Annotated in this window: 4 protein-coding genes; 1 reads left to right on the forward strand and 3 read right to left on the reverse strand. The window is 55.5% G+C overall.

The window, feature by feature from the left end; genetic code table 11:
• Positions 1–63: 63 nt before the first annotated feature.
• The 3 genes from F384_RS02385 to F384_RS02395 all read right to left on the reverse strand — a co-directional run bounded on the left by F384_RS02385 (position 64) and on the right by F384_RS02395 (position 11,866).
• Positions 64–9,378 carry an autotransporter outer membrane beta-barrel domain-containing protein gene (locus tag F384_RS02385; RefSeq protein ID WP_046477144.1) on the reverse strand — a complete coding sequence of 3,105 codons (9,315 nt, stop codon included), beginning with the start codon at positions 9,376–9,378 and terminating at the stop codon, positions 64–66.
• A 197-nt stretch (positions 9,379–9,575) separates the two neighbouring features.
• Positions 9,576–10,142: a LuxR C-terminal-related transcriptional regulator gene (locus tag F384_RS02390; RefSeq protein ID WP_046477146.1), complete on the reverse strand. Its 567-nt coding sequence runs from the start codon at positions 10,140–10,142 to the stop codon at positions 9,576–9,578.
• 548 nt (positions 10,143–10,690) lie between these two features.
• A complete protein-coding gene (locus F384_RS02395) occupies positions 10,691–11,866 on the reverse strand; it encodes a DnaJ family molecular chaperone (protein WP_046477147.1) in 1,176 nt (391 codons plus the stop codon).
• Positions 11,867–12,163: 297 nt separating this feature from the next.
• On the opposite strand from F384_RS02395, the gene F384_RS02400 reads away from it, so the two are divergent.
• Positions 12,164–13,249 (forward strand): YncE family protein, encoded by a 1,086-nt coding sequence (locus F384_RS02400; protein ID WP_046477149.1) that lies wholly within the window; start codon positions 12,164–12,166, stop codon positions 13,247–13,249.

The raw sequence follows: 13,249 nt of genomic DNA on the forward strand, positions 1-13,249 counted from the left end.
ATCCCAGTTCGACACGTTGTCAGCAATCTGAAATCCCTCTGTATTCCAGAGGGATTTTTCATATCAGAACGACTTTTTAAAGCCAATGGAGGCATTGACTGGCGCTTCCACCTGCGACTTATGCCCGCCGTTGTTGAACTGCGTGCCCAGTTCGCCGTACACCTGCAGATCGCGGTCGATGTTCCAGCTCAGACCTGCTGCCACCTCGGTACTGGAATACTGCTGCGAGGATTCCAGCGTTGTGGTCGCAACCGCATTGCTGAAGTGGGTTTTGTCTTTCGACCCCAGTCCCTGCCACAGGTTGACGCGACCATAAGGCTGAATCTTGCCGTGACGGGTGTCATAGTCGGCCTTCAGTCGCAGCCCTACGCGGGCGGTAAAGGCATCGGCGGTATCGAGTCTGACTTTCGTCTTCGTCGCGCCGCCCAGCGTGCTGTCATCAAAATCGCTGTACTGATAAATCAACTGCGCCTGCGGTTCCAGACTCCATGCGCTCGCCCCTAAACGGAACGCTTTGCCGATTTCCGTCGAGGCGGTTAGCGTGTGGCCTTTCACGGTATGGGAGCCATTGTTTCCGGATGCTGACAGGCGCGCGTCATGGTTTCCGTATTGCAAGACGTTATCCATGTATACGCCATCCGTGGAGAACCAGGTGGCATAACCGCCCAGGTAAAACGCGTTGTCGTCAATGTTACCGCCTTTACCCGCGCTGCCCGCATTACTGCCTTTGACGCTGCTGTCGATATCCAGAATGCTGGTGTAAACACCGGCTTTCCAGTTGGCATTCGCGTAGAGGTCAACCCCCGCCTGAATCCCCATTGTGTGGCTGGTGGTCTGCGTGCCGGTGACATCATCCAGTTTGGTTTTACCGGAGTAGCCAATCATTCTCGCCCACGCCCGGTTGTCTTCATCGAGACCTGGTCGCGCGTCGTCTCCCATTCGCTGGTGCAGGTTACCTAACAGGCTCAGGTCGCCTTGACGCACCACGCTGGCGAGACCCGAGTAGAGCATGGTCTCCGGACGATAGGCGCTGCGCAGATACCAGTTTTCGCCCAGACCTTGCGTGTTGCCGGCATACAGCTGGTATTCAAACGCCCCGGCGGACATGCGGTTACTCGCCAGATAGAAACCGTCGCGTGTGGATTGCGCCGTGGTGGTGGCACCGTTCTTCGCCGTCACCACTTCGATCCCGTCGCCTACCGTCGGCGCGCCCAGTCCGGAACCGTCCACGTTCAGCAGCGTGCTGCCGCTGACCTTACCGCCATCGATCACCAGTCGATCCGCAATACCTTGACCGCTGTTGCTCTGTGCGGCGGCTAATGCAAGCGTCCCGTTATTGCCGCTGTAATCGCCTTTCACCGTTAACGCGGAGCCAACCGCCGCCCCCGTCAGCGACACGTTGCCGCTGTTGGTTAATCCGGCGACCGTCTGATCGTACCCTTGAGTTTTCAGCGCAGTGTCGCTTGCCACATAGTGATGAGACGCGGCGCTCAGCGTATTGGCGCCACCGGCTTGCAGAACGCCACTGGCGACAAGCGTTGCGCCTTTGTAGCTATTCGTTCCTTCCAGCGTGGTGGTGCCGCTGCCGGTGTGGTGGAGCTGTCCTTCGCCGCTGATATTACCGCTCAGGGTGTAGCTGTTGCAGCGTTTCACATCCAGTATGCCGTCAGCGATGATATCGCCCTGTATGCTGCCGATCTCACCGCCGTTACCCAACTGCAACGTTCCCTGCACGACGTGGGTACCGCCAGTGTAGGAGGTATCCAGCGTGAGCATCAGCGTGCCCTGACCGGTTTTTGTTAACTGACCGCTGCCATCAACTTCAGTCAGCAGCGCAACGTTGAAGCCGTTGGTGTCGAAGGTCCCGCCGCCGGATTCCAGCGTCACCTGACGAGCGGTATTAAACGCATCGCCATATTTCAGCGTGCCGCCATTAAAAGTGATCCCGGTATTGGCCGCGCCGAGGTTGTTATCGCCGGAAACTTGCAGCGTCCCTGCCGTAATGGTCGTGCCGCCGCTGTAATGGTTATCGCCGGTCAGGATCAGCGTGCCAAGATCGCTCTTATTGACGCCGCCAGCGCCGCGGATCTGACTGTCGATGGTGGCGGTATAGCCTGCGCCATCGACGGTGCCGTCGCCGACGCGAATCAGCGTATTGGCCGTGTCGGTGGTGATGGCATCGCCCGCCACGCGGTAGCCATCGGCGGCAAACTGCGCGCCGCTGATGATCACATCACCCAGGCTGTTATCCACGGTGACGTTGCCCGCCTCCCCCTGGAAGACGGCGAAAGCGGCATCGGTGAACGGGGCGTTCAGGGCGCCTTCCGGCGTGGATTCATCAGTGGTCCAGTTGTCGTTGCCATGGCTGGACTGCCAGATACCGTCGCCGCCGTTGATCACGCCGTTGTTTTTCAGTTCGCCGTTTTCACCGCCGGTGCCGTCCCAGAAGCGCAGGGTCAGCCCGCCGTGATTCACCAGGTTGACCTGATTTTTCACTGACGTCTGCACGTACAAACTGTCCGCCGCTGCCGGGGCGTTGGCAATGTCCATCACGTTGTTGGTCAGCGCGCCGGAGTAGTTAATGACGCGATAGACGCCGACATCAAAACTGCCGCCGGGTGAGGTCGCAATGTTGAGTTTGCCGTCGAGCACCAGATCGCCGTTGACGTTAATCAGGTCGTTGAAGGCACCGCCTGGGGTATACGCCTGACCAAACTGATAGTCCAGTTGCGACAGGTCATTCAGGGTCAGAGAACCGGTGGTCAGTTTGCCGACGCTGTTGAGTGTGGAACCGGCGCTGATATGGCCGTTATCCGCCACGTTCACCGCGCCGCCAATAATGCCGTTGCCGCCGAGCGTCGCACCCGCCTTGACCGTGACGTCACCGGTCGCCGCCGCCTGGTTACCGTTGACCAGCAGCACCCCTTCATCGACCGATGTGGTGCCGGTGTAAGTGTTGTCACCCGTTACGGTCAGCGTCCCGTCGCCGATTTTCACCAGGTTGCCGTGATCACCGCTGATGATGCCGCTGATGGTGTCATCCAGCGCCAGATTGCCGAGGGAGAGCGTTTTATCACCCAGCGCAACGTTACCCGCACCGGAAAGCGAACCGATAGACGTCGCGCTGTCGACGTTGCTGATATCCACGTTGCCGCCGGACTGGTTTTTCACGGTGGTCATCTGTGCCAGCGCGTGACCGGCAAAGGACATCAATCCGCTGTTGGTCACCGTTGCGCTACCGCCGCTGGCATTCTCTTCCAGCGCCAGCGTGCTCTCTTCTGATACGTTAATGGTCGATTGTCCTGCCGTTGCAACGTCTGCAATCAGCGCCTTTGCTTTACCATTCAGATTCAGCGTCGCGTCGGCGGCAGTGACCGTGTCTTTCAGCGTTAACAGGCTGTCGGTAATATCCAGCGTCAGTGATTGCAAACGGGTGGCAGCGCCGCTGACGTTCAGCGTCGCGCCTTTCGTTACGCTCACCGTGCTGCTGGCGTTGCTGCCAAATACGCCCGTCTGGCTGGCATTCACCGTGACGTTATGAGCCTGACCGGTGCCTTCAATCAGCGTCGTGCCCTGATAGCTGTTGGCCCGGTCGAGCGACAGCGTGCTGGCTGCATCGTGGGTACTGCTGGTGACTTTCAGGTTGCCCGCACCGGTTATCTCGCCAACAGGGGAGAAGTGATGCGAATTCAGGTCGAACACGGCCGCCGTGCCGGATGTGCCCAGAGTGAGGACGCGCTCGGTGGTGAAGTCCGCGCCCAACTGTAGCGTGGAACCGTTGTTGATGGTGACGCCGGTCCCGGCCTGGCCCAGGTTGTTATCCGCCGAGATTTGCAGCGTGCCGCCGTCAATGCGTGTGCCGCCATGATAGGTGTTGTCACCGCTCAGGATCAGCCGCCCCTGGTCAGTCTTGACCAGCGTCAGGCTATCCGCACTGTCACCTTCGCGGATCGCTGATGCGATCGTCGCGGTGAAATTTTCGCCCGCGCCGCCTGAACCGACGCGCAGCATCAGCTCATTACTGCCCGCGATGGTCTCCCACGCGTTCAGCGCATCGCCTTTGATGATATAGCCGTCCGCGTCAAACTGTGCGCCGGAGAACTGAACGTTGCCCGCGCTCCTGTCGACTTCGACCGTGCCGGCGGTGCCGGTAAAGACGGCGAAGGCTTTCTGCGCCCACGGTGCGTTGCCGATACCGTCCTGCTGCGTCCAGTTGTTATCGCCCTGGTTTCCGATCGCCATCCATTTGCCATCGCCACCGTCGATTTTGCCGTTGCCTTCAATCCCGGTTTTACCGTGATTTTCACCCGTCTGCGCGCCGTCCCAGAACTGCAGCGTGACGCCATTGGCGTTGACCAGGTTGACCTGTTTATCCAGCACCGTCTGGACAAAAATGTTGCTCTTATCCTGGCCCGCCGGAACGTCGCCCAACGCCAGCGTCTGGTTGTCGAGCGTGCCGCCGTAGTTATAGAGACGGTAGACGCCCGGTCCAAACGCGCCGCCTGCGCTTTGGCTGACGTTCAGCGTGCCGTCAAGCAGCAGATTACCGGCAACATCGACCAGATCGTTTTGTGCGCCACCGGGCACGAAGGCCTGCCCCAGCTCAAATGCGGACGTCGTTTTACTGCCCAGTTGCAGGCTACCGTTGATTTTCAGCGTTCCCGCGCCGCCGTCGCCTGCGCTGAGGGTGGTGGCGTCATTCATCACGACGTCGCCGCCGAGGGTTCCGGTACCGCCCAGCGTCGCCATGCCATTCACGGTTGTCATGCCCGTCGCGGCTGACTGATTGCCGTTGACCAGCAGCGTGCCGTTGTCGACGGTGGTTTCCCCTTTATAGCGGTTGGTGCCGGTTAAACGCGTGATGCCTTGACCGATTTGTTCCAGCGCGCCGATACCGGAAATCACCCCGTTAAGCAGGACGCTGTTACTGCGGTTAATGGTCAGAATACCGTCATCAACGATCTGAGAAACCGGGTTGATACCCCCCGTCGTGCCTCCCTGACCCAGATGTAATGCACCGCCCTGATTGATGGTGGTCGAACCGCTGTAGCTATTGTCGGCGGTGAAAACCGTCGTGCCGCCCGTTGCGCGAACAAAGTTGCCGCTACCGCTGATGGTGCCCTGATAAATCTGGCTGTCGGCGCCATTGCCCTGCGTGTCAAAGATGATATTGCTGGCATTGCCGCTGGTGGTAATGCTGTAGTTGCCAATGGTTGCGCCGGTATTACTTACATCCCGATGGTCACCTGTGCGCAGCGTCGCGCCGTTGTTAACGGCGAGGGTTCCGTCAGTCAGCGTCAGGCTTTCAACGATGCGCATATCTGCCTGTGCGCCCGTCAGCGTTAATGTATTCCAGCCGCTGCCGATGTTGGTTCCCAGACTGAGGTCATCTCCCAGCAGTGAACCGACATGGCCCGTGGTATTCGTGAAGGTGAGGGCGTTGCCCATCCCGGCGAGCGTGGTGATGTGGCGCGTGCTCGTCAGCGATACATTACCGATGTTGGCCTTGTTGTTGGTTGTCCCCGCGAAGTTCACCTCTCCGGCGAATGTTCCGCTGTTCCAGATAAAGCGGTCGCTACCGGTGCCGGTATTGATGACGCCGCGCGTATTGCCGCCGCTGATGTTGATGGTATCGTTGCCTTTACCGGACAGAATGGCGACATCCCGATCGGTGGCGGCAAGAATGGTTCCGTTGTTGGTGATGGTTTTACCGTTGTCGCCGCTGGCATCCACCACCGGACCGTTTACACTGTTGGAGGTGACGTTGCCGCTGTTGGTGAGGGCGGAAACGTCTTTTGCCAGGATGGCTGATCCACCCGTCGTGTCCTGAACGGTTATATTGGCGCGGGTGGTCAGTCTGCCGTTGGTGCGGGCATCGATCCCGTTCCCTGTGGCGTTTCCGGCATCGTTGTGCACCAGCACCGTGTAACCGGCGCCGATCGCCAAATCGCCGATAGCGTTGTCGCCGTTCTCTTTCATGAAGGCAAAGCCTGAGCCAGAGCCGGTGACGTTGAGCATATTGTTGGCGCCGTCTTTCACGTTCAGCGCCACGCTGGTGCGGATCCCCGGACCGTTGTTGGCGTTAATCGTAACGTCGTTTAGCGTGATATCCGAACTTTCGGCATGGTTCTGAATCCCTGCGCCGCTGCCTAATGCGCTGATGGTGACGCCTTTGGCCGTCAGTGAGCCAGCGCCTGCTTCAAGGCGAATACCGTCCGCCGTACCGTTGGTCGTAATGGTATCGGCTAATCCACCGTTTCCCGCCGTCATATTCAGCGTTGCGCCATTGGTCAGCAGCACGCCTGCAGTGCCGTCATCGACCTCTATCGCACCCAGCTTTTTGATTTGTGCGTCTTTACCGGAGGCGCGAACACCGATTCCGTTGCTGACATGCAATACCTGGGAGGCGTTGTTGCTCAACCGTCCTCCTTCCTGCACGTCGACGCCGATACTGTTTTTACTGGCGAGTTCGATAACCGCGTCCTGTTGCAGCACGATATTGCCCAGATTCTTCGCCACATAGGCGATAACATTCAGCCCATCCACGGCGGATCGAATGGTGGCGCTGGTGTTGAGAACGGTCTCGACGGGGGCGTTCTGTTTGTTACCGTTCAACTGATGCGCCTGCCCGTCGACAATCCCGGCGGTGGTGTTTGAGCCAGTCAGTTCGATAAGGGTCTTATCGCTAATGCTACCGGTTGCGCCACCTTCCAGCAGCAGGGCGGCGGCCCCGTTGCCACTGACGATGAATGTCGCTTCGCCTGTATCCACGGTGCTGCCTGCACCGGTTGCGAAGACGCCAATGGATTTTTCACCGGTTAAGGTCATCTTGAGTGTAGATGACTGATTATTCAAAGGATTGATCGTATCACCGGCAAAGTTTGCACCGTTAGCAATGCGGAACAGCGTCGTGCGCGCCTGGCCGTTATCGTTCATCTCGGCTTTGCCGATATTGGCGGTCGCCCCGTTGCCGTACAGGTAGTAGCCAATCTGATCGCTATTTTTGAACAGCGGACTGCTGGTGCTGTTAATGTTTGCGACCGCATTATCGCGGACGTGAACGCCAATGTTGCCAACTTCTTCCAGCGTGATCGTGGAAAACACATCGACGGTAGCCTGAGCGGTGGTACTTCCCTCGGCCCAGATCGCATAGTTACGGTTCGACGTGCCGCCGTCGCCCGCGACCGCGATCGCGCCGGCATTGCTGGACGTCACATGCGCGTCCTTCGAACTGGCGGTCAGATGGATACCGATGTTGTTGTGGCCGTTGACGTTAATCTCGCCGTCGTTGCGGATCTGCTGGCCGTTTTCGCTGCCGCTGTCGCGTACCGAAATACCGAAGTTCTGGCTGGTGCCGGACGACGAGTCACCATTGAGGGTGATTTTACCCGTGTTGATAACGTTCCCGGTGGCGTTGCCGACCAGGATCCCGGCGGCGTTACGTACGCCAGTTCCAAGGGTGATCGTCCCGTCATTGGTGACATCGCCTGAGCTTCGTGTCAGGATCCCGGCGCTGGGACTTGCGCCGCCTGCCATCGCAATATCCTCAGCGGGGTTGTCAACATTACGCCCAAGGTAAATAGTCCCGCCTGCGGTGTTCGTGAAGGTGGCATCACCGGATACTTCAACGCCGTAAGCCGTTCCCTTACCAAATGAAGCGCCGCTACTGCGTCCGTCGACAACGTTAATTTCACCCTTGTTAATCCCGGTGGTTTCACCGGACAACTGCATACCGATAGCGAGCGTCAGAGAACTGTTGGGTTTATCGGTTGACCATGGGTCGGCGGCGGCCGCAGTGCCGTAGTTGTTGGTTGTAATCGCCTGGTTAATCGTCCCTTCGTTCACCACGGTGCTGTTTCCCAGCCCCTGCATACCGTAAGCGCCGTAGCTGTTGACGTTCTGATTACCATCTTTATCGATAAACAATCCGGAATTGATCGTGCCTCGGTTAGTGGCGCTGGCGTCACTGGCCAGCATGCCTATCGCCAGTCCCTGCCCGGTAGACGTTCGCAGAACGTTCAGAGCCCCCTCATTGAGGACAGAACCGCCGCCATCGGCCTTCATTGCGCCATTGATACTGCCATCGACAGCCAGAATTGCGCCCGCGGCCAGGGTGCCGGTGGTGCCTTGTCCGTTGGCGTAGATGGCATGCAGCTCCCCTGTAGCCGCCGTGGTGTTATTGGTGTGCGCCTGCCCGTCAGTCCAGACATCGTAATCCCAGGTCAGCAGGTCGGCATTGGTGCTGGAGGTCAGCAGTTGATTGATAAGGCTCGCGTAGTAAGTCTGTGCGTCAGACACTTTACTGATAGCGCCAGAATCCAGCCACAGCTGGATCTGGCTGATATCTTGCCCGTCGGGGGTTTTGGCGCTCTCACTGCCGACGCCAATCAGCCAGTTGTTGAAATTCGCCAGATCCGCCGTGCTTTTGATAGAAAAGGTGCGATTACCCGTTTCAACGACCTTGCCCTCTTCGTCGTAGCCGTAGGTCATTAAGGTGATGTCATTGCCAAACACGGTTGTCTGTTTCGAACCGGCAAAGGTTTTGCTCGGAACGACCGGTGCAGCACCAAACTGGATGTAGTTATCGGATTGCCAGTTGACCTTGCTGTTCAGGTCTTGCGCTTTGAGCAGAGAAGAGTCTTTTGCCAGCAGACGGATATCATTTTCTCTGACGTTCAGTGAATTATCGCCAATATTGAGATTGGCGGTTGCGCCATCTTTGGCAAGAGCAAAGCCAAACTGCTTATAGATTTGCGACACATTGGCATCAAAGGTGTTAAGCACCGCATCGCCAATTTGCGAAACGCTAATAAAGTTTGCCAGGCTTGCGGTATCAAACACCTTCAGGGTGGAGGTTGTCTCGGGATCGGCCGGGTCAATTACCTGAAATTCCACGCTTTGCTGTGGGGTAGACGACTGAGTATGACTCAGGTATTCCGCCAGTTCTTCAATGGTGGTGATGGATTTTTGCTCGTGGCTGGGGCTGGTGGCGGTAATAACAATTTTGCCGCTTTCCAGCAGATCCCGGATGGTGGACGACTCCACAATGCCGGTCTGTCCGTAGGCGATGTTGGGGATCGCGCCGGTGACATTCAGTTCGCTGCCGCCGGTGTGGTTTTCATATAAAAAACCGTAGTTGAAGACGTCCTGATGGACGCCAGCGGAGAGGCCATCCTGGTAATCCACGGCGATATCGCGAGTACCATCGGTCACGATCGGCGCCGCGACGGCAGTGAGCGAAACGCCAGCGAATAAACCGGAAACGATAAGCCGTCCCGTTTTACGTGAGCGGCTTTTTTTCTTCCCCTTTGATAATTCGGAGGCGACAACCCAAAGCCCGAGTGCCGCATTCCATATAATGTTGTAAACCTTATTCATAATAACCTCGTCTGCATTTCTATTTTTTTGTTGGCTGGTGCATTGCATTTATGGTTAGGGCTGGCTCACGATGAGTGCGGCCTGGGTTGTCAAATTTCGAAAATGGGAATCCCTTCCGCAGGGCGGAATAATTTTCAGTGATTGGACGCGCCTTAAATAATAATCAGTCGGCCGTGTCTTACTTCCTTGGTTGATGGTTAGCGATAATGGAAAAGCCTGTATTTCAGATGGGTGTTGCGGTATCCCAGTTTTTTGGCAATATTGCTTTTATAAGTACCAATTGTTTTTTCACTTTTATGCGCAATAGTGGCGATGCTGGTCAGTGACCAGCCCCGGGAATACATCATCATGACGTTAAATTCATTCACGCTTATGGCGTTATCCAGCGGACGACTCGTGTTCTTGTTGCTAATGAGGTGAGTGACCCGGCGATGCAGTGCGTCAAGGCTCAACGTGTGATCGAGAAAGTGCATCTGCATGCCGCAAATGGCCTGGAACACCGCAAAGGTTTCGGCATCCGTCAGTACGAAAAGCCTCAATGACGAACGTGAGGAGAGACGACGAATGATGCTGGCGTATTTCAGAATATCTGCCTGTACGGGATGAATAATGAGGTAATCATTATTCTGGACAGCAGGAAGAGAGGAGGGCGGTAAATCGGTTGCATAATATTGTATGCCATAAAAGATTGATGTCCCGCGCAGGATATTTTTCATGCCAAGCCAGGTGTAATAATTATCACCAAAGAAAATAGCTTTAGACATAAATTTCTCCTTGAATCGGCTATAGCATCCTGCCCCTCTTTAAATGACTAAAAAAGGGTTCTTTCCCTTGCCGGGAATCAGTTTGAATTCACATTTTTTATTGGGATTATTCTCAATAGAAATATTACGCTTTGTTAAAATTTAAGATAAATCGTTTATTTCGACGTCGAGAGAATGATTGATAGATTTCACTTATGGATTGATATAAACAGGAAAGAAAATAATGAAGAATATGCGGGGTTGTCTTAAAAAATCACGGAGGCAAAAGAGGCGGGAAGGAGCGCAGTCAGGTGAGGTGGGATAAGCGTGACGATCCAGGGGAACGTAGGTTAAGAATATTCCTGGTTGATGCGGCAATGATGATGCTGCGGTTGGAGGTAACTGCTTAAAATTTATAATTTGATGGTTGATTGTTTTATATTTATTGATTTTTGCAGAGACAACAATCAATGATTATCTTGATTTATATGATTATGTGTTGTTTTTGATTATTTGTGCTGAACGGGCAGCTCAGCGGTCGCCAGTAAGCAGTGTGTCGCAGACAAGCCTTAACCCGCCAGCAGATCCTGCTCAACGTGTTTGACCTGGTTCTCCAGCGTATCGCGCAACTCAGCCAGCGCGCGCTCCTGCTCGGAAAAGTATGCCTCTTTATCGCGAAGCGATGTCGCCAGACGCCAGGCATTTTCCGCTTCCAGTCCGGCTATCTCTTTTAGCAGCGCGTCAATCTGGATCCGCAACTGCTGGATTTTTTGCCGCAGATGGTCGAGGTTGTTCAGCCGATCGCTGGCCATCATCGGTTCCAGACCGCTTTGTAACTGGTTGAGCAGGGCGCGAATGGCCACCAGATCGGCATTCTGTCGGGCCAGATTAAGCTGCACCATCATCTGATGTGCTTTCTCTTTCAGTTCGTCGGCGACGACGTCCGGATGACACAGACGGCTGGCCTGACGCCACAGGCGTTTGAGTTCATTGCGTTCGTCCGTTGAAAGACGCTGATCGCGCGCGAAGCGGTGCTGAGCATCCTGCTGCTGTTCCTGATATTCCTCATATTCATGCGCTGCCTCTTCCTGCGCCTGTCGCGTGTCGCTGTCATCCTGACGGGAAAAATCGGCTTCCAGTTCACGGATCTCAGCGAGCAGATCGGTAATCAACTCCGTTTGCTGCTGGATACGCTGGCGAATGTCGACCGCAGAACGAGAGGTCGAGTCCATGCCCATCCACTGCTGTTTGAGTTGCGCTAACCGATCGATTGCCAGTGAGATGTACTGCTGACAGGAGAGGTAATCTTTCTCGCGGCGTCTGCGCTCCGCCTCTTGCCGACGTTGGGCACTGGCCGCGAGCTGTTTACGCAGTTCGAGAATACGGCTCATTAACGGCCCGAGGCGCAAATGATACTGGTCGTTAAATTCATCCAGAATCTGAATGCGGGTATTGCGGGTGTCGATCAGCTCGCGCAACTGACTTTCCAGCGCTTTTAGTTCCAGCTTGCTGGCGGCAATCGCCGGATCCTGCCAGCTGGTTATTGCGCGCTGATTTTGCAACCAGGTGGCAATTTCACGCATTGCATCACTGAACCGGCGCGTTTCGATAGCCTGGGCAATTGCCGTTATTACGGGATCACCAGATTCCCGCTGCAGATGCACAAGCTGCTGCTGGATTATCTCCTCATCTTCAAGTTCGATGGCGCTTTTAATGATTTCGAGTCGTTTGATGATTTTATTCATGACACCGTTGCCTGGCGTGACCGACACATGAATGACGATATTTAGGTTAAGTCATTCGTTTGAAAAATATAAAAAAAGTGCAAATCGCATTCTGTGGCCTGTGGGGCCTGTTCGTCCAGAATAATTCGCAGAAATTATCGTTCACTCACCATTTTCGTTTGAGCTCTCACAATTCGAACCTCTGTTTCATTAAGGGTATTTTTTGTGCGAAATACGCTTGCTTCGAAAAAGAGAATAAGTATAGTTCTCATTCTCTTTATTGTTTAATGCGTCTCTTTTTTGGTAAGGAACCCAGGAATGAAAAAAAACATAACCGCGCTGGCAGTGCTGATCGCGGCAGCATTAAGCGGTTGCGCGGCCACTACGCCCGCCACCACGCCGACCAACACCGTTGAAAAAGTGGCGGCGCCAGCAGTGGCGACCGATACGTTAAAACGCTCCCTGGCGGATGGTCTGTATGAGATGGCCCTGAATCCGGCAGGGGACGCGCTGTATGTCGCCAGTGCCGAAGGCTTTAAAGATGTTCAGGGCGGGGTGGTCTACAAACTGGATGCCAAAACGCTTAAGACGATCGGGCGCAGCCACACGGATCTGAAAAACTTTGGCATGGCCATTTCACCGGACGGCAAAACGGTGTACGTCACCAACTCGCTGGACGGTGGTCTGAGCGCGTTGAATACCGCGGACGGCAAAGTCAAAAATCGCATCCTGTTCCCGGAGCGAAATCCTGAAGGTTTCCCGTATGGCGCACGTCAGGTGCTGCTGCATAACGGCCTGCTGTATATCGGCGCGGTCGCCGATCCCGCGGTGATCTGGGTGGTTGATGCCGAAACGCTGAAGCTGAAAACGCGCATTAAAAACACCGGCAAATGGATGACGGGTCTGCACTACTCCGAAACCACTCAGCGCATCTATGCCGCGAATGGCGGTGGTGAGATCCTGGTTATCAACCCGCGTAACCAGCGTGTTGAGAAACGCTGGAAGCCGCTGGGTGACAAACCGGCGCTGCTGCTGAATATGGCAGAAGATCCGCAAACCGGGCGTCTGTTCGTGACCGACAATTCCAAAGCGAAAACCACGCTGGTGCTCGATATCCACACCGGCAAGGTGCTGAAACAGCTGGAAGTGGGCGATTCGCTGTCCGTGAAATTCAATGCCAAGCGCCACGAAATTTACATCACCCAGCGGGATTCCGGGAAGCTGCTTAGCCTCGACGCGACCGATTACAGCGTGAAGAAAAGCTGGGATCTGCCGCCGAATCCAAACAGCCTGCTGCTCTCTGCTGACGGTCAGACTCTGTATGTCACCGTGAAACAGAAATTTAATAAGGATCACTCAACCGACGCGCCGGACAGCGTCGTGCGCATTGAGCTGAATAAATAA

It is taken from the genome of Citrobacter amalonaticus Y19 (assembly GCF_000981805.1).
Taxonomy (GTDB): domain Bacteria; phylum Pseudomonadota; class Gammaproteobacteria; order Enterobacterales; family Enterobacteriaceae; genus Citrobacter_A; species Citrobacter_A amalonaticus_C.